Source organism: Candidatus Chloroploca sp. Khr17, from assembly GCF_004138165.1.
Taxonomy (GTDB): Bacteria; Chloroflexota; Chloroflexia; order Chloroflexales; family Chloroflexaceae; genus Chloroploca.
The window spans coordinates 1-19,371 of sequence record NZ_RYFF01000071.1; the positions used below are offsets into that span (position 1 = coordinate 1).

At 64.8% G+C, this 19,371-nt stretch carries 11 protein-coding genes and 1 pseudogene; 8 read left to right on the plus strand and 4 right to left on the minus strand.

The genetic code is table 11. The features are described 5' to 3' along the window. Window positions 1-643 (minus strand): annotated as a pseudogene (locus EKD05_RS23120) (hypothetical protein); the annotation flags it as partial. Window positions 644-1,271: 628 nt separating this feature from the next. Continuing rightward, on the minus strand, window positions 1,272-2,144 hold the full coding sequence (locus EKD05_RS23125; protein WP_129677624.1) for an ATP-binding protein: 873 nt from the start codon (window positions 2,142-2,144) through the stop codon (window positions 1,272-1,274). 140 nt (window positions 2,145-2,284) lie between these two features. On the opposite strand from EKD05_RS23125, the gene EKD05_RS23130 reads away from it, so the two are divergent. The 7 genes from EKD05_RS23130 to EKD05_RS23160 all read left to right on the plus strand — a co-directional run bounded on the left by EKD05_RS23130 (window position 2,285) and on the right by EKD05_RS23160 (window position 8,908). Further along, on the plus strand, window positions 2,285-3,013 hold the full coding sequence (locus EKD05_RS23130) for an MBL fold metallo-hydrolase (RefSeq protein WP_129677626.1): 729 nt from the start codon (window positions 2,285-2,287) through the stop codon (window positions 3,011-3,013). Beyond that, window positions 3,003-3,578, plus strand: a complete 576-nt coding sequence (locus tag EKD05_RS23135) for a TetR/AcrR family transcriptional regulator (RefSeq protein ID WP_129677628.1) — start codon at window positions 3,003-3,005, stop codon at window positions 3,576-3,578. The genes EKD05_RS23130 and EKD05_RS23135 overlap by 11 nt, the downstream gene beginning before the upstream one ends. Window positions 3,579-3,590: 12 nt before the next feature. Beyond that, window positions 3,591-3,857 carry a DUF2568 domain-containing protein gene (locus EKD05_RS23140; protein ID WP_129677629.1) on the plus strand — a complete coding sequence of 89 codons (267 nt, stop codon included), beginning with the start codon at window positions 3,591-3,593 and terminating at the stop codon, window positions 3,855-3,857. Window positions 3,858-4,300: 443 nt separating this feature from the next. Then, window positions 4,301-5,830, plus strand: coding sequence for an IS21 family transposase (gene istA, locus EKD05_RS23145; protein ID WP_129677630.1), 1,530 nt, complete (start codon window positions 4,301-4,303; stop codon window positions 5,828-5,830). Next, the gene (locus tag EKD05_RS23150) at window positions 5,827-6,531 is read left to right on the plus strand and encodes an ATP-binding protein (protein WP_129677632.1); all 705 of its coding nucleotides are present in this window, start codon (window positions 5,827-5,829) and stop codon (window positions 6,529-6,531) included. Before istA ends, EKD05_RS23150 begins: the two co-directional genes overlap by 4 nt. A 42-nt stretch (window positions 6,532-6,573) precedes the next feature. Next, window positions 6,574-8,226, plus strand: a complete 1,653-nt coding sequence (locus tag EKD05_RS23155; RefSeq protein WP_129677634.1) for an IS1182 family transposase — start codon at window positions 6,574-6,576, stop codon at window positions 8,224-8,226. Window positions 8,227-8,260: 34 nt separating this feature from the next. Further along, entirely contained in the window at window positions 8,261-8,908 is a 648-nt protein-coding gene (locus tag EKD05_RS23160) for a site-specific integrase (RefSeq protein WP_165360919.1), read from the plus strand. Window positions 8,909-8,938: 30 nt separating this feature from the next. Here EKD05_RS23160 and EKD05_RS23165 read toward each other — a convergent pair whose 3' ends face one another. Together EKD05_RS23165 and EKD05_RS23170 are read right to left on the minus strand one after the other, a co-directional pair. After that, window positions 8,939-9,955 (minus strand): aldo/keto reductase, encoded by a 1,017-nt coding sequence (locus tag EKD05_RS23165; RefSeq protein WP_129677639.1) that lies wholly within the window; start codon window positions 9,953-9,955, stop codon window positions 8,939-8,941. 517 nt (window positions 9,956-10,472) lie between these two features. Then, complete coding sequence (locus tag EKD05_RS23170) at window positions 10,473-10,700, minus strand: hypothetical protein (protein ID WP_129677641.1); 228 nt, start codon at window positions 10,698-10,700, stop codon at window positions 10,473-10,475. 906 nt (window positions 10,701-11,606) lie between these two features. Here EKD05_RS23170 and EKD05_RS23175 point away from each other — a divergent pair. Then, the gene (locus EKD05_RS23175) at window positions 11,607-19,334 is read left to right on the plus strand and encodes a type I polyketide synthase (protein ID WP_129677644.1); all 7,728 of its coding nucleotides are present in this window, start codon (window positions 11,607-11,609) and stop codon (window positions 19,332-19,334) included. The last annotated feature ends 37 nt before the right edge of the window (window positions 19,335-19,371 follow it).

The window sequence follows — 19,371 nt, forward strand, 5'->3', positions numbered from 1 at the left end:
GTTTGACCTGCTCCGTCGCCGCGTCCTCGCTCGCGCTTCCTGAGCGACGCCTCCTGCACGGAAAGTGCGGGAGAGCCAAAAATAAACCGGCCTTGACAGCACCACCAGGCCAGGCTGCGCACCCGTGCTGGGGGGTGGCTGGAACCAGGGGTTCCTCCCGGGTTGTGGCCCGCGCTGGGGAGGGCGGCTCCAGGCTACCGCCCTCCGTGGGGTTCGGTGCCCCATCGAGCGCAGCGGCCAGCGTGAGTTGCGCTCGTACCCGAGCAGCGTCATAGGCCCGCGGTGCTGCTGGTTGGGGCCGTCGGCGCTCCTGACGCGGTGGCGCCTGGGGGGGAGTACTGGAACGCACCCGGGCCGCATTCACCCGCTCGCCCCGGCTCCAACATGCCAGCACGAGGCCCTCAGGGAGCACAATGTTTGGGCGGCTCCGGGCCGCAGCCAGATCCTGTTGCCACGCTTCCAGGGTGGCGGTCGGAAAGCCCCGCAGGGCCGCCAGCACTGCGGCACATTCGTTCACCAGCGGATTGTGAGCCCATGCCGTGAGCAAGGCCAGATCAGCCTCGGGAAAGGCCTGGAGCAGCCGTTGGACGAAGCTGAAACCTTCGCTGGCTGAACTTGCGACCCGCCCATGCTGCTGCTGCATAGAGTCATGATTCCACATGGGGGGGGATCGATCCTGGATGGATCAGCGCCCACACGCTCAGCGTCGGGCGCAACGGGTGGCGTCCACGGGGCCTGCCCGTCGCTCTCTGCTGAGTTCAGCGTTGGCTTGGAGGGCGGGGCGACCGGTGCATCCGTCAGCGGACGAGTTGCGGCTGACATCAAGCGGTCTGGCGCAGGCCCGCTCCCCCCTGCGTCGCTGCCCTGGTTGGGCTGGTTCAGGATGGGGGCTTCGAGGGGTGAGCGGTTGACCACGGGCGTGGAATGGTTCGTTGGGTCAGTGCATACCTCCGCCAGGGTGTCCATCCGCAGATGGGCGTTCGCGCCACCTGACGACCCAGGGGCGGCATCTGCGGTGGCTTCGAAGGCGGCACATACGGCACGCGCAGCGGTTCGTTCGTGCCCGCCCTTGTGCGCTCGCTGGTTCATGGCGCATCCTCGGGCGAACCTCTTCCGTTGCGTACCGCTTCTTCCTGCCCTGATTCTAGCAGGATCTTGCGACAACCTCAAGCGATTCTTCCGCCAATCCCCGACGAGCTTGCGACAACTTGCGACAACTTGCGACACTTGCGACACGCTTGCGACACGCTTGCGACACCTCTCCGTCGCCCTTATCGTTCGCGGCTCTCCAGGCGATACCGGCGGTTACTCGTCGTGCCCTCGGCAACGAGGATCTGGTGCTCAAGCAACGCTTTGAGTTCGCGTTGGATTGTGCGCACATGCTCGTTCAACGCCTGCTGCAGATCGGTACTGGTACACGCGCCACGCACGCTGATTTCTGTCACAATGCGTCGCTGGCGCGGGGTGAGCATGGCAAGGGCGGGCTGGCGTTCCTGCCGGAGCGGTTTGCCCCAGACGCGGAAGAGAAAGATATCCCCATTCTCAAACAGTTCTGGTTTGACGCACTGATTTTCATGCAGCGCTCGGAGCACCGTATCGATGCCCATGCCAAAGGATTCAACCTTTCCGGCGTGGTATAAGACTTGTGCAATGGCCGGATTGCGTGAAACCTGGGCATAGACCAGACTCTCGACCGTCAGATTGGTCATCCGGCCAGCGAACCCACCGGGACTGATCCACTCGATCCGATCCGGGAACATTTGAATGCGAATATAACTCCCGGCGTAGCTCCAATCCCGGTGGACAACCGCGTTCACCGTGAGCTCGCGCAGCACAGCCATCGGATAGGCATGCACTTCAACCCGCTCTGAGCCAATGATCTCCGTGCGATGTTCGGTGCGTGCCCAGAGCAAATCAATGGTTTTGTCAATGATGGTGAAGAGATCGCCCCGAATCTGCCGCGAGAGCACTAACTCGGCGGTATGCGGGCTGTTGCTGGTGTTCGCCAAGTCTCTGCTCCCAGCACGCTTGCGCGGACGAGTCGGCTTCAACGTCGCGCCCGGTTCCTTGCCACGGCGTTCGCCGTGGTTCTGGGCTGCATGGCGAAGTTTTCCTCCGATGCGAGCAATGCTGCTCGACCACATTATAGCCTCCTTGAAGGTTGGTCGGAAGGACTGCTTCAATGGTACGACGCCTGCTTCGCTGGTGGTTGATATGACCTCTTGACAAACTAATATTATTAGTCTATAGTCTAGTTATATTAGTTTTATCTCGGAGGCTCTCGATGCGAAACACGACGTACGGCGCGTACCTGACCCAGCTCACGCGCTTCCCACGCGTCTTCCCGGTCAACTGCTACCTCGTCCGCGAGGACGACGGCCTGACCCTGATCGATACCGGCATCCCCGGCAGCGCGCCCGCCATTCTCGCTGCCGCCGAGCGGCTCGGCCAGCCCATCCGGCGCATCGTGCTCACCCACGCCCACGGCGACCACCTGGGCTCACTCGACGCGCTGCACCAGCTGTTGCCGGCGGCCGCGGTGCTGATCTCCGCCCGCGACGCACGCTTTCTGGCCGGAGATAGGCACCTCGACCCTGACGAGCCCCAGACGCCGCTGCGGGGCGGCTACCAGACCACGACGACCCGCCCGACGGCGACGCTGAGCGACGGCGACCGGGTCGGCTCGCTGCAGGTCATCGACGCGCCGGGCCACACCCCCGGCCACCTGGCCCTGCTTGACCCCCGCGACGGCACATTGATCGCTGGTGACGCCTTCCAGACCCGCGCCGGACTGGCGGTAGCCGGCACGCTCCGCCCGCTCTTCCCCTTCCCGGCCCTGGCGACCTGGCACCGCCCCACGGCCCTGGCGACCGCCCGCCGCCTGCGTGCGCTGGCGCCGACCCGCCTCGCCGTCGGCCACGGCGACGTGCTGGAGCAGCCGCTCGCCGCCCTGGATCAGGCCATTGCGGCGGCAGCACGTGGCTTGGGGGAGACGCGTTCCTATGGCGCGTAGCGCGGGGATCACTCAGGAGCGGGTGGTGACGGTGGCCGCTGAGCTGGCCGACGCCCACGGGCTAGCAGCGCTGACCCTGGCCCAGGTGGCCGCCCGGCTCGGCGTGAAGCTGCCTTCCCTGTACAACCACGTGGATGGGCTGCCGGGCCTCCAGCGCGAGCTGGCTGTGCTCGGCATCCGCGAGTTGGGCACGTGCCTGCGCGACGCGGCGGTGGGCAAGGCCGGCGACGACGCAGTGCTGGCGGTGGCCCAGGCGTACCGGGCCTATGTCCTGGCCCACCCGGGGCGCTACGCGGCCACCGTCCGCGCACCAGCCCCGGACGACGCGGAGCTCCAGGCGCTCAGCGCCTGGGTCGTGGGGGTGGTGGTCACGGTGTTGGCGCCCTACGAACTGGGCGAGGCGGGCACCATCCACGCGGTGCGGGGGCTACGCAGCATCGCCCACGGCTTCGCCACCCTGGAACAGGCGGGCGGATTTGGCCTGGCCCTCGACCGCGACACGAGCTTCCTGCGCCTGCTGCGGGCCTTCCTCGCGGGGCTCCGGGCGACCGGGAGCGCGCCCTGAGGGAGGTGAAACATGTCACCGCATCCGTTGACGCTGGCGGTGCGGTGCGGGCTGGTGATCGCGGCCCTGGTGGCGTACGGGGTCTGGGGGTGGCACGCAGGGGAGCGTGCGCTGCGGCTGGGCTTGGCCGCAGGCCTGCCGCAGCGCGCGGCGCGGCGCTGGGGCGCCGTCGTCGCGCCGCGTAAGATGGTGGCCCCCGGCCACCGCAATTTCCAACGCTCGCTTGGCATCGGCTTGGTCAGGCAATGCTCCGCTCGCTTCCTCATGAACACACATTGATCTTCCTTCTGTGGGAGAGCTCGGAAAACGCCCTGAGCAACACCGCGCCTGTGGCGCGGTACGTTCGACCACAGTGCGCCACCTCGGCCAGCAGAATCCGCCGAGGAGGGCAGGCGGCGATCGTGCTTGGGCACGCATCAAGGTCGCCTGTCGTCACGACGAGGAGGGAGGCAACGATCGAGACTGGCGCAGGGTGAGGTCGTGCGCATCCGGCGCACGCATCCCCGGCACCACGCTGCCGCAGGCCCGGCCCAAGGCTCCGCCGGGGCCACTATAACCCGGCCCGGCTCGACGCTGCCGCAGGCCTGTAAACTACAGTTTAAGACTCGGCACTTTTACAGTGTAAAAATCGGCACTCAAGCGTCAGCCGCTGGCCGTTCTGACCTCTGTTCGGTACCATTCTGAACAGTCTGTCCGGACGAGCCAGAAGGGTGACGGAGAGGATGCTCAACTTTATGGACCGCTCAACAATCCACTATCTCCATCAGAAGGGGTGGACCAAGTCCCAGATTGCGGACGCGACCGGTTTCCACCGTGATACGGTGGCCCGGGCCTTGCGCGAACCCATTGACCAGCAGGCGGCCCCGCGTCAGCGCACCAGCACCATTGCGGTCTTTCATGACCAGATCGAGACCTGGCTGGCCGCGCAGTGGACCGTCCAGCGCATGCTGGAGGCGGCCCGCCAGCACCCGGAGCACCCCTACACCGGTGGCCCGGCCGCCTTCTCTAACTATGTCCGTCCGCTCAAGCGGGCTCGGATGCGCCTGCCCAGCCAGGTGCCCATTGCCTTTGAGGGCCTGCCCGGTGAGTTGCTCCAGATCGATTGGGGAGAGGTGCGGCAGTTTCCCTTTACGCGCTCCGACCTTGCTCGCCAGACCCGTTATTTCTTCGCGGCGCGTCTCAAGTATAGCCGCTGGATGTGGGTGCGCTTTACCACTGACATGCGTGAGGAAACCCTCCTGCGCTGTCTCATCGCCGTGTTTGTCGCTCTCCACGGGGTGCCTTGGGTCGTGACCACCGACAACATGAAGACCGTCGTGCTCGCACGTGACGAGGCCAATCAGCCGCGTTGGCATCCCGCCTATGCCAAGCTCGCCGCCGAGTTTGGCTTCCATCCCCACGCCTGTGACCCTGGGGCGGGCAACCAGAAGGGTTCCGTCGAGAACCTTGTCAAGTTCGTCAAGCAGAACTTCCTGCTCGGGCGCACGTTCCACGATGATGCCGACCTCGCGCAGGAGGCCGCCGCCTGGCTTGAGCGGGTCAATGGGGTGCGCCTGTCGGCGGCGACCGAACAAGCCCCGCTGGTGCGGCTGGCCGAGGAAGAGCCGCAGTTCAAGCCACTCCCGGACGTGGCGCACGATGACGGCTGGTTCGAGACGGTCACGGTCTCGCGTGAGAGCCTCGTTGCCATCGCGACCAATCGCTCTTCGGTGCCCGTCGCCTCTGTGGGCATGGTGCTGACCGCCCGTATCCACGCCACGCGGATCGCGTTCTCCCACGGCGAGACCCTGCTCGCCACCCATCCGCGGGCCACTGGCCGCAAGCAGCGCAGCGTGATTCCGGAGCACTACGAGCCGGTCTTTGTCCGCAAGCCCCGCGCCCGCGTGATGGCCTACCGCGATTGGCTGGTCCAGCGGTCGCCCCAGCTGGCCGCCTCTGTGAGCGAGCTCTGCCGCCGCCGCTATGCGGCCATGGAACCGCAGATTCTGGCCCTCTACGACCTGGCTCAGCAGGTCGGGATGGCAGCGTTTTTGGCGGCGGTCGAACTGGCGCACGACCAGCACGCCTACGGCGTGGAGTATGTGCAGGCCATCCTCACCCAGCCCACGCCCTGGCAGTTGGCCCCGCGCCCCGCGCCCATCCTCGGCGAGTCACCCGCGCTGGTGCTCCCCCAATCCGACGTGGAACGGAGCTTGGATCAGTACGAGCAGTACGTTACCAACCACCACACGCCGGAAGGAGGTGCGGTATGAGTGTCATCAGCGCGGTGGAACAGAAATTGACCCACCTCAAGCTCGGGCGGATGCGGGCGGTGGTGGCGAGCGCCATTACGCAGGCCGAGCAGCACCAGTTAGGGTATGGCGAGTTTCTGGACGAGTTGCTCGCCGAGGAACTGCTGGGACGGCACGAGAACCAGATCCGGCGACGGATTCAGCAGGCGGGCTTCCCGTATCTCGCCACCCTGGAGCAATTCGACTGGCAGGCCCGTCCCGAGTTGAAGCGATCAGTGATGATGCGCTCCTTCGATAGCGGGTTGGTCGAGCAAGCGGGGAACTTGATCCTGATTGGGCCAAGTGGTCTGGGGAAGACCCACCTCGCGATTGCGGCGGGCACGCGCATGGTGCAACTCGGCTACAGTGTGCGCTTTCTGACGGCGCAGCACCTGGGGAACCAGGTGTTGGCCGCCCCGAATCGGGCCGCCATCCGTGGCCTGCTCCAGCCGCTGCTGCGCTGCCAGGTGTTGATCCTGGATGAGTTTGGCTACCTGAGCATTGACCCGCAGCTGGGCCCCGTACGGTACGAACTGGTGAGCGGACGCTACGAGCGAGGCGCGACGATCATCACCTCGAACAAGAGCATCAGCACGTGGGGGGAGTTGGTCCTTTCAAGATACTGCTGGTTTATTCGTACTCTGCGGGCCTGTGGTGTACCATGTCCTCATCTGCGAGGATGAAACACGAACCACCATATCAGGATAGAAAGAGAGGGGTGAACGATGACTTGCCACCAGACCTTGTGGTATCTTGTGCCAGCGGCGACGGCCGAGGCTGCCGAGCGGTCGTTCCCCAAGGGCAATCTGTACCTGACGATTGCGCAGAAACTGGGGCCGATCTTCACCAATCCAGACTTCGCGGATCTGTATATCCATCACGGTCGTCCGGCAGAGTCCCCGGCCCGGCTGGCCTTGGTCTTGGTCTTCCAACATATCGAGCGGTTGTCCGATGCCGACGCGGCCGAGGCGGTTCGTGCCCGGTTGGATTGGAAATATGCTCTGGCGCTTGACCTTGATGACCCGGGCTTTGAGGCCAGCATCCTGAGCACGTTTCGCGCCCGGTTGCTGGCTTCGGGGGCGGAAGAACGGCTCTTGACGATCGTGCTCGATACCTTGGGAGACGCGAAGTTGCTGAAGGAACGCGGACGCCAGCGCAGCGATTCGACCCACGTCCTGGGCCAGTTGCGCACCCTGAGCCGACTGGCCCTGGTCGGCGAAACGCTGCGCGCCGCCTTGAACGATCTGGCCGAGGTTGCACCTGATTGGCTGCTCGCCCACCTTGACCCGGCATGGGCCGAGCGCTACGCGGTGCGCGTCGAGGAGTATCGCTTGCCCAAAGCGACCGAAGACCGCAAGCTCCTAGAAGTCACGATTGGGACGGATGGCGATGCCCTGTTGAACGCCGTCTTTGCGGCAGATGCCCCCCCGGATCGGTGGCAACGCCCGGCGGTGCAGATCCTGCGGCAGATCTGGCTCCAGCAGGACGACGGCCCGCACGATGTGCGCTGGCGGAGCCGCGACGACCTGCCGCCCCATGCCCTGCTGCTCACCTCGCCCTACGAGACCGAAGCCCGCTTTGCCACGAAGCGCGAAACCTCGTGGACGGGCTACAAGGTGCATCTGAGCGAGACCTGTGACGATGACCAGCCCCATCTGATGACCAATGTGGAGACGACCCCTTCCACGACCAATGATGTCGGCGTGACCGAGACCATCCATGCTCATTTGGCCGAGCGCGATCTGCTGCCGACAGAACATTTGGTCGATACGGGCTATGTGGCGTCCGAGGTGCTGGTCGCCAGCCAGCAGCAGGACATCGATCTGGTCGGCCCCGCGCTGAGCGACAATAGTTGGCAAGCCCGCCAGCCGGATGGCTTGGATCTGCGGTGTTTTGCCATCAATTGGGAGGCCCAGCAGGTCATCTGCCCGGCAGGGAAGGTGCGTGTGCGCTGGACCCCAGGCGTGGACACCCAAGGCGTGCGCCAAGACATCATCGCCGTGCAGTTTGACCCCGACGATTGCCGGGACTGCCCCGTGCGTCCGCGTTGTACACAGGCCAAAACGGGGCCGCGCACGATGCGCCTGCGGCCCCAGGATCAGCACGAGGCGTTGCAGCACGCTCGAAAGCGTCAGGTCACCGAAGCGTTCAAGGAGTTGTATGCGGCCCGGTCGGGGATTGAAGGCACCTTGTCGCAAGGTGTTCGTGCCTTTGGGCTGCGCTCTGCACGCTATCGAGGGCAAGCGAAGACGCATCTGCAGCACATCCTCGTCGCGATTGCGATCAATCTCGTCCGGGTATTCGCCTGGATCCAGGAAATCCCCCGCGCCGTGACCCGCCAGTCATCCTTTGCCCGTCTTGTCGAGTCCTGTGCCTGAGCGGGCCGCTCGTGGTGAATAAACCAGCAGTATCTTGAAAGGGGAGGTGCTCGGGCTCAAGATCGAGAGCCTCGATCTTGTCGCAAAGACTCTCACCGTTGATGGCTCACTCCAGCGCGTCGGAAAGGAGCTGGTGCGGAGCAATACGAAGACCGAGTCGAGCCAGCGCACGCTTCCTGTCCCCGAGCCAGTCGCCCGCGTACTCCGCGCTCACCTGGAGCGGCTGGAAGCTGAGCGGTTGAGCGCTGGCGACAATTGGGAAGAGCAAGGCTACCTGTTTCCATCAGAATGTGGGACGCCAATCGAGCCAAGCAATCTGATCCGGCACTTCAAAGCGGCACTCAAGCGGGCCGGCCTGCCGGAGTCGACGCGCTTCCATGATCTGCGCCACTGGTGTGCCTCGCTGCTCATCAGCTACAAGGTGCATCCCAAGGCGATCCAGGAAATCCTGGGTCATGCGAATATCACAACAACCTTGAACGTCTATGGTCATCTGCTGCCCAATGTCTTGCGCGACGCGACTGATCAGATGGCAGGGCTTGCCGATGACATTGACGAGGTGCCAAGCTCAGAAATTGACGACGAGGACGATGCGGACGATCAGCCGATTGACGATCAGGACGATACCGTTCCCGCTGATCCAGCCGACGAGCATGACGACACCACCACCGATGCGCTCTAGCCGCAGGCCGGTCGCGAAGCTGGCGCAGGCCTACCGACGATACTCATCGCCACAGTCGCCGATGCGGTGCAGCAGGTCGGCGCCTCGTGCCTGTACCGCCACGATGCTTGCGCGATCCTCGTCGGTCAGACTCAGCTCAGCCACCCCGAGGGTCTCCGGGATGTGGGCGCTGACCCCCAGGCGCGCACCGACAATCACCCCGGCGACAACGGGCTGATCAAGGATTGCCCGCAGGGCGACCGGCGCGATGCTCGCTCCGCGCCGCTCAGCGATGGCCTTGAGTGTGGCGAGCAGCTCCTGAAAGAGTGCCCAGCCGCCCCAGAGGTCGATCATCTGCTTGTACTTGCGCTGGCTTGCGGTGGTCAGATCGGCCCGGCTCGGCTCAGGGGCGCCGACGTAGCGCTCACTCAGCAGGCCACCGCAAAGCGTGCCATAGGCGAGCAGGCCAACCCCGCGCTCTGCACAGAGCTGCGCCATCTGCCGCGACGGGCGCAGATCTACGAGCGAGTACTGCACCTGGTTCGAGACAATCGGGATACCCCGATCGAGGATCTCGCGCAGCCGCTGCGTATCGAAGTTCGTCAGCGCGAGATGGGCGATCCAGCCACGCTCGCGCAGCTCGGCCAGGTGATCGAGCGCGGTGAGATACCCCGGGTCGGCATATTCCCACCAGTGAAATTGCAGGAGATCGAGCGTGTCAACGCCCATCCGTCGGCGGGAGCGATCGATCGCGGCCTCCACCTGAGCGCGGCGCACCGGCCCTGCCTGCGGCACCCACTTTGTGAGCGCCTGCACACGGGCCAACTCCGCGCTGCCACGCTGGGCGGCGAGGGCGCGCCGAAACGCGCCGATCAGATCTTCGGCTGGGCCGTAATGGTCGGCCAGGTCCCAGGTGGTCAGGCCAGCGTCGTGATAGCTGAGCATCGCCTGCACGGCGGCAGCCGGGTCAATAGCGCCGTGGGCGCCCGAAACCTGCCACATCCCGGTGAGGGTGCGGCAAAGGGTGAGGTCAGGGGCAAGGGTCACAGAACGGTCTGAGGTTGCCATGATCGAGCTCCAGCGGTAGCGACAGGGTACTCTCTGTATTATACCCCGGCGGGCCCCTGGGCATATGGCCGTCAAAGGGTTTCACCTGCCCGCTGCAAGGCTGTCTGATACAGCCCCCACCGGAGCGGTGCGGGCCACGCCGTGGTTGGCGCAGGATGGCCGAGTCCTGGGTTCCCGCGTGCGCGGGAACGACATGGTGGGCCGTCCCACCGGTTATGCCCGCGTCATCCCCATGGCATGCCCGCGCACGCGGGCATCCAGCAGGCCATGGTATGGTAGTGAAACCCTTTGACGGTATATGGCCTGCGCACAGCAGTGCAGCGGCTCTCGTCAGAGCCGGGCCTGCTGGAGCGCATCGGCGAGCAGCGTGCGCCACTGCGCCGGATCATCCTCAACCGCCAGGGCCTGGTTAACGATCACCCAATCGTCGAGCGTGGCTCCCTCGACGGCGCTGCGATACAGCGTGCGCGGCCTTCAGCGCTTTCAGCGCTGTGGCGAGCTTCTTCCCATCGGCGCGTTAGTAGCGCAGTTCGACGCCCCCGGTGACCACGAGCTCGACGGTCGCGCCGCCGAGCACCTCGCGCCGCAGGGCAACTCTATCCAGGCCGTAGGTGGGTGCCAGCAGCTCCTCAAGCTCGGCGGACGGCCGTCCGGAGCGCACGGCGGCGTTGGCCAGGGCCGCCGCAATCTGCTTCTGCGCGGCAGGCATGCGCACCTGCGTCTTGAGCAGCGCGAACTGGGCCATGTCGTTGGCGTACGTTCAGCATACGGCAGAGGTGTCACACTCCCTGTCACACCCGCGAGCTCGGCTCCACACGGGGCTACATGGAGAAATGAATCTCGTCTCACTTCCTCATGCGCACAGCTTTGCCGTGCGTTTGCCGCACGGGCGCAGCGAGTTATCTGTAGCCATCCGAAGGGGCACATGGCTACAGACGCAGGGACACGAGAGCAGACTCTTGAACTTTGGCTACAAACTTGGCTACATGAACCCAAAATCCCGCCGGAGGCCCCGGCGGGATTTCGCTTCCTAATGCCCTAAACTGTGGAGCGGGCGACGCGACTCGAACGCGCGACCATCTGCTTGGAAGGACCGAATAGCGTGTTGTCAGCGCCTATCTCTGTCAAGACCAGTCCTGCATCGTTCCGCTTTGCAACGCTGTGCAAGCTTCACAAATCCGGACACACCGCGACTGACGCTGACTGACGCTGACCGGCCAAATGGTACTCAGAATGGTACTCAGTGGGCGAGCGCATGCCACTTTGATCCGCTCTTGTTAAATGTCAACTAGAACATCCGACCGGCAGTTCTCATTATCGTTGAACACGCTCTTCCTTATGCTTGATCTCCAGATCACAGCGCGCTCCTCAGCCGACCAGTGACCCTCACTGCCCCCCAACAGCCCCGGATCTGCTCCCGGCTCCCCCCAATCCTGATTTAAGGCGCTTCTGAGGCGTTCGTTTAGTATTTTACGCGTACCAGCAACAAGGGCTACCTCGTCGTGACCGTGCTTAGGCGTCTTGGTCGGGCAATATACACCTCGATGCATACAGCTCTGTCGCTCTGCTGACCAAGACGCCCGACCGCTAGCCAGCACGCTTCAGAGGCTGACGGGGTGTTTGATCCATTATTGGTGAGCGTGGGGATAGCATGGACGAGGAATTACGCAACCTATTACTCAATCAGGGATGGGCGTATCAAGAGGGAAGGCATTTGTTCCCCACCAAGCAGGGTATCTGGTTGGAACAGCCAGAGCAACTGCTCGTGACGCTTGCCAGCTGGGGCTATTTTCCCTCTCCAGAAGGATTGCTTCAACTCCTGGATCGCCCTTCCGATACGGCCCTCGCGCTTGATCGCTTCACGCCCTACCCATATCACGTGCGCCGCCCTACCATCGGGGACCTTGACACGTTAGTGGCGCTTGAAGCGGCCACCTGGCCGATGGCATTGTGCGCTCCCAGAGCCGAGATTCAGCAGCGCGTCGAGCAGTACCCCGAGGGGCATCTAGTTGCTGTGCTGGAGCAACGGGTGGTAGGGGTGATCTATTCCCAGCGTATTACTGCCACCGAGGCCCTGCTCCATAGTAACTTCCGGGAGGTGGCATCCTTGCACGCTCCCAATGGCCCGATCACCCAGCTTCTGGCGGTCAATGTGTTGCCCGAGGCGCAAGATTATGCCCTGGGGGATCATCTCCTAGAGTTTATGCTCCAGCTCTGCACCCTGAACGGGAGCATCGAGCGGGTGGTTGGTGTGACCCGCTGCAAGAGCTACCAGCAGCATGCGGACCTCGCGATGGAGGACTATATCCAGCTGCGCACGGGGCGGGGCCAGCATGTCGACCCCGTGCTCAACTTCCACGCCTCGCACGGCGCCGAGATCAGCCGAGTCATCGCGGGGTATCGCCCGCCCGACGACGATAATCGCGGCACGGGCGTCCTGGTCGAGTACAACGATCTGCGCACGCGTCTCGCCCGCCGCCAGGAGGCCCGTCGGCTAGATCCGGTTGCGCCACCGGCCGCCGCTATCCCGGCTCTGGTTGACCAGGCGGTGCGGGAGGTGCTGGGGAGCGCGCGGTCCGGCGCATATGTGCGGCGGCGCCCGCTGCGCGAGCTGGGGCTGGACTCGGTGGAGTTGCTGGAGCTCCGGCTGATCTTGCATCAGCTTCTGGGGTGCGAGATCGCGCCGACAGTCTTCTTTCGCTATCCCACTCCCGAGGCGCTCATCGGGTATCTTCAGCGTACCCCGGCGTCAACGCCCAGCGTAACGCCGAGGCCCGTTGATGCCCCTGCACCGGAGGATGGGGTCACGCCATCCGCATCGATTCCGGTGGCTGTCAGGCACGGGCTTGCCGCTGCGCCACCACAGGAGGCCGCGAGCACTCCGGCTCATGATCGTCATGCCTACACCCTGGACGAACGGGTGATTGATCCGGCACCCTCCTCGTCCGTTGCCGTGTTGCACGATCTGGCCGATCAGGGTACGGAGCCAATCGCGATCATCGGGATGGCGTGCCGCTTTCCGGGTGGGGTCGCCAGCCCCGAGGCATTCTGGGAATTGCTTGCGCACGGTGTTGACGCCATTACCGAGGTTCCGTCCGACCGTTGGGACATGAGCGCCCTGCTCGGTGAGCAGCCCGGTCAGATTCGCACCCCCTACGGCGGCTTTCTCAACGAGGTTGCCGGCTTCGACGCGGCCTTTTTTCGCATTGCCCCCGTTGAGGCCCACGCAATGGATCCCCAACAACGGCTCTTGCTAGAGACCCACTGGGAGGCGCTGGAGCGGGCCGGGATCAGCCCCGATGCGCTTAAGGGGAGTGCCACTGGGATCTATGTGGGCATCTTCGGTGATGACTACAAGCTCCTTCAGGCGAAGCAGGGCGATCTGAGCACGTATTTCGGTACGGGCACATCGAGTGCGGTGGCGGCCGGTCGAGTCGCGTATGTCTTAGGTACCTCCGGACCTGCGCTGGTTGTGGACACGGCTTGCTCGTCGTCACTGGTGGCAGTACACCTCGCATGCCAAAGTTTGCGATCCGGCGAGTCGTCCCTCGCCTTGGCCTCAGGCGTCAACCTGCTCCTCTCGCCTGAGGTGAGTATCGCTTTCTCGCAGGCGACGATGCTGGCCCCCGACGGGCGCTGCAAGACCTTCGATGCAACTGCCGATGGCTATGTACGCAGCGAGGGCTGCGGCGTCGTTGTGCTCAAACGCCTCTCGGACGCCCTGACTGACGGCGATACGGTGCTTGCCATCATCAGGGGCAGCGCGATCAACCAAGATGGGGCCAGCAATGGCCTGACCGCCCCCAACGGCTTGGCCCAGGAAGCGGTCATCCGTCAGGCCCTCGCGGAGGCCGGGCTCGAACCTCGCGCCATTGGCTATGTAGAGGCCCATGGTACTGGCACTCCGCTCGGCGACCCGATCGAGGTTCAGGCTCTGGAAGCGGTCTACGGACAGGATCGCGGGCTGGACAATCCCCTGATCGTAGGCTCGGTGAAGACTAACATCGGTCACGCCGAGGCGGCTGCTGGTATTGCCGGGCTGATTAAGGTGGTGCTGTCGCTGCAGCACGGCTTCATCCCGCCGCACATCCACCTCAAAACCCTGAACCCGCACCTCGCTGCCACCTCGGTGAGCATCCCCGAGGTAGGTCGCCCGTGGCCTGAACCCGGCCCCGCTCGCCCCCGACGAGGTGCGGTGAGTTCGTTCGGGTTCAGTGGCACGAACGCCCACGTTATTGTCGAGGCCGCACCGCCCCCGGTGCGTTCGCAGCGGCTGTGGCGTCCTGCTCACCTGCTGACCCTGAGCGCCCAGAGTGAGGAGGCGCTGCGCGATCTGGCGGGTCGGTACGCTACGGCATTGCTCCCGTACACGCATGTCGATCTGCCCGCTATCGCCGCAACGACCACCACTGGACGCACCCACTTCGCCCACCGCATAGCCCTCGCCACGACGTCCATTGATGGGGCGCGGGCCGAACTTGGGGCTTTTGCTGTTGGCAGATCAGTTGTTAAAATCACCCAGGGCTACATCCCTGAGGGGCGTCCAAGGCCCCGCGTTGCCTTCCTCTTCACCGGCCAGGGTGCCCAATATCTCCAGATGGGGCGCGAGTTGTACGCAACTCAGCCCCTTTTCCGTGAGACCCTGGAACGCTGCGACCGGGTCTTACGGGCCTGCCTGGGCCGTTCCCTGATCGAACTGCTCTACCCGTCGGCAGCACCCAATCATAACGACCTGCTCCAATCACACCCGTGTGGGCAGGCGGTCACCTTTGCCTTGGAGTGCGCCCTCGTTGACCTCTGGCGTGCCTGGGGCGTAGAACCCGACGTTGTGCTGGGTCACAGTTTGGGCGATTTCGCCGCCGCCTACACCGCTGGGGTGATCTCCCTAGAGGACGGGCTGCGCTTGGTGGTCGAGCGGGGTCGTCTGATGGAGACGGCCGTCGGAGCGATGGTGGCTGTCCAAGCCTCGGAGTCCGAAGTCACGCCCTTTCTGGCTGGCTACGCTGATGTGACGGTGGGCGTAATCAATGGCGCACGCAGCCTGGTTCTCTCGGGGGGGCGGGACAGTGTGGCCCGACTCGCGTCCTATCTGACCGAGGCAGGCTTCAAGACCCGTGTGCTCGACATTCCTGTCGCCGCCCACTCGCCGCTGCTCGACCCGGCCCTGGACGGATTCACAACAGCCGTGCGTATGGTCACACTCGCTCCGCCCCGACTGCCTGTGGTCTCGAGCATGACCGGTCAGTTGGTCGCAGAGGAACTGACCGACCCGTTGTACTGGCGGCGGCATTTGCGCAATCCGATCCGCTTTGCCGACGGCGTGCTGACACTGCGGGAGATGGGCTGCACGATTTTTGTGGAGATCGGCCCGAAGCCGACGCTTCTCAGCATGGCGGGTCAGGTGCTCGATGAGGCAGCACAGGTCGGGAGCGAGAAGGCCACGCCTCAGGGTCTGATGCTCCCCAGTTTGCGGGAGGATCAGGGCGATACGCTCCAGATGCTGACGAGCCTGGGCAGCCTGTACACCCAGGGGGTTACGGTTGATTGGTCGGCTTTCGAGGCCCCCTACGGGCGGTGTCCGGTCGTTCTGCCGACCTACCCCTTCCAACGTCAGCGCTACTGGATCGATCAGGGTCTTGACCGGGCTGAGGCTGCGGGCGTTGATGAGGGCTTTGCGCGATGGCTCGATGGGCGGAGCATCGAGCAACTGACCGCCTGGGTCGCAGAACGGGCTGCTCTCGACGTTGCCGAGCAACAGGTCGCCGCACGGATTCTGACCGCTCTCGCAACCGAACGAAGCGAGCAGCAGCGCTCGTCCGAGGTCGAGGGGTGGCTGTACGAGTTGGTGTGGGAGCGGCAAGCTCAGCCGCTGGTCGTTGCTCCGTCCGCCGCTGGAGGACGCTGGCTGATTTTGACCGACCGGGGCGGGGTGGGCGAGACCCTGGCGGCGCTTCTGGGCGAGGTCAGCGCGTCGGTTGAGGTGGTCGCGGACGAGGCCGCACTGGAGGGATGGGCCGCTCGGTCGGGGTCCGTGCCCCTGCGCGGCGTGGTCTACCTGTGGGCCATGGATCATCGGGAGTGCGCCCCCGACGCCTTCGATAACAGGGCCTTGGCAGCCGCCCACCAGCGCACCCTTGGCGGCGCACTACGGGTGACTCAGGCCCTTGCCGACATGCCCGGCCCGGGGCCACGCCTCTGGGTCGTGACCCAGCACGCCCAGCAACTTGTGCCGACCCAGCCGGTTGCGGTGGCCCAGGCAGCGCTCTGGGGGCTAGGCCGCGTGATCGGCCTGGAGCATCCCGACCATTTCGGGGGTTTGGTTGACCTTGATCTGAGCGAGCCCGCAGCGTTAGCCGGAGTCCTCTTTTCCGAATTGTTCCAGGCTCGTCCCGATGGCGAGACGGAGGTGGCCTACCGTGAGGGCGTCCGCCACGTCGCCCGCCTGGCGCGTGCCAGGGCACCCGGAACCTCGGGCGTCATCATACACCCCGACGCGCTCTACCTGATCACTGGTGGCCTGGGAACGCTGGGACTGCTGGTTGCCCAGATGCTTGCCGATCACGGGGCGCGGCATTTGCTCTTGATCGGGCGGCGCAATGTGGCAGATGCAGGGGCGCATGAGGCGCTTGCCGCCCTCAAGGATCGAGGGGTTGCCGTAGAGGTCGCCCAAGCCAATGTTTCCGACCCCGACGCAATGGAGCGGCTCTTCGCCGTGATTAAAGCGGGATCGCACCCGCTCAAAGGGGTGTTCCACACGGCGGGAGTGATCGACGACGGCATCTTGCTCAACCAGCGTTGGGATCGGTTCGCTTCTGCTCTCGCTGCAAAGGTGTCAGGGGGGTGGCTGCTCCACCAGTTCACTCGTGATCTGGATCTGGATCTCATGGTCTTCTTCTCGTCGGTGGCAGCCCTGATGGGCAACGGGGGGCAGGGTAGCTATGCCGCCGCCAATGCCTTTCTCGACGGCCTGGCGCGCCAACGCCGCCATGAGGGTCTCCCGGCACTGAGTATCAACTGGGGGATCTGGGGCGAGGCCGGCATGGCTGCACGCCTAGAGCACGTCTCGTTTGCTGGGGTTCTACCGATGGCACCGACCACGGCGCTGCACGCGCTGGCTCGCCTGTTCTCTGCGGGCGGGCAGATCGGGGTGGTCGCGATTGACTGGTCTGCGGCTACAGCCGCCGATGGCGCGGCGCGACCGCTTCTGGCCCGCTTTGTGCGCCAACAGCCCCCTGTGCCGACCCTTGTACCGACTGCTTTGGCGGAAGAACTAGCGGCGCTCCCGCTCGCCCGCAGACGGGGGCACCTCCAGACGTACCTTCAGCAGACGGTCGGGCAGTTGTTGGGCATGACAGCCCCGCCCGACAGTGCGACGGGCTTCACCGATCTGGGCATGGACTCACTCCTCGCCCTAGAGTTGCGTCGTCGCTTGGAGCGGGCCTGCGGTCGAACTCTCCCCTCGACTCTCGCCTTTGAGTACCCCAGTATTGACGCCCTTGCCAGCTACATGCTGGTCGAGGTGTTGGCCATGGTCGAGCCACAGCCCGTTGAGGTCGCACGTACTGCATCGTCTGCGGGCATCCCCGCCGATGAGCCGATCGCGGTGATCAGCATTGCCTGTCGCTTCCCTGGTGCCGATACGCCCGAGGCCTTCTGGCAATTGCTTCAGGATGGCGCAGATATGGTTGGTGAGATCCCCGCGTCGCGCTGGGATGTCGATCAGTTCTACGACCCCCGACGTCCGCAGCCGGGCAAAATGTACACGCGCCAGGCCGCTTTTGTGGCGAACGCCGAGCAGTTTGACCCACTCTTCTTCGGGATCGCGCCCCGTGAGGCCGCCACGATGGATCCCCAGCAGTGGCTATTGTTAGAGGTGAGTTGGGAAGCCCTGGAGCGGGCTGGCATCGCTCAGCACAGCATTGTTGACAGCAAGACCGGGGTCTTTATCGGGATCGGGGTAGGGCAGTACGGTAGCCTCCACGATGCCCGGGATTTGGCTGACTTGGACACCTACGCCATTACCAGCGGTGGACACAGCCTCGCGGCGGGGCGCTTGGCCTACATGCTCGGCCTCCAGGGGCCGACCTTGGCTGTGGACACGGCCTGCTCGTCGTCGCTGGTGGCGCTGCACTTGGCCAGCCAGAGCCTGCGCTCGGGCGAGTGCGACATGGCGCTGGCTGGCGGCGTCAATCTGATGCTCTCGCCAACGATGCATGTGGCGCTCTCGCAGATGCAGGTTCTCTCGCCTGATGGTCGCTGCAAGACCTTCGATAGGGCTGCCGACGGCTACGGGCGGGGCGAAGGCGGTGCGGTGGTTGTCCTGAAGCGGCTGAGTGACGCCCGTGCGGCCGGCGATACGGTGCTCGCGGTGATCAGCGGCAGCGCGATCAATCACGATGGCCCCAGTAGCGGGCTGACCGTCCCCAATAAGCGGGCACAGGAGAAACTGGTGCGCCAGGCTCTCGTTCATGCCCGGGTGTCCCCCGACGAGGTTGCCTACGTCGAGACCCATGGCACCGGTACACCCTTGGGCGACCCGATCGAACTGCGCGCCCTTGGTGCCGTCTTCGGGGCGGCAAGATCCGAGCCGCTGCTGGTTGGCACGGTCAAGTCGAACATAGGCCACCTGGAGGCAGCCGCCGGTATCGCTGGCTTCGTCAAGGTGGTGCTGGCGGTGCAGCATGGGCAGATCCCGCCCCAGATCCACTTCCATACGCCGAACCCCTACATTGAGTGGGACGAGTTTGCCATCGAGGTTCCCACCGCCGCTCGCTCCTGGCCCATCATCGACAAAGCCGGTAGGCGCGTGGCGGGCATCAGTTCGTTCGGCATCAGCGGAACCAATGCCCACATCATCGTTGAAGCACCGCCGTCCGATGGGTCGCCCGCTTCTGTGCCCGCCGCTCCTCGCCCTGATCGCACCCGACACCTGCTGGCCCTCTCCGCCCGCAGCGCGGCGGCCTTGACCGACGTGGCGGCTCGTTACCTCAATTATGTGCAAGCCAACCCAGGACTCGATCTGGGGGATCTCTGCTCCTCCGCCGCCGTCGGGCGCAACCACTTCGCCCACCGGCTGGGCCTCGTCGCCGCAGATGCTGCCGAACTCGCGGCGGGCTTGCGGGCCTTCCTCGACGCTGCCGAGACCCCCGCCCTGGTGACGGGGAGCATCGGTCACGCCCGGCCTCGGGTCGCCTTTTTGTTCACGGGTCAGGGATCGCAGTACGCCGCGATGGGGCGAGAACTCTACGCCACACAGCCGATGTTTCGCGCCACAATCGACCGCTGCGACGCCTTGTTGCAGACCTCTATGGGCGAGTCGCTACTCGATGTGCTCTTTCCTGTTGAATGTCAACTAGATTTGCCGCCTGGTGTCAACTAGATTTGCCGGTTCCCGCTCCCTTCCCTCGTGACCTGCG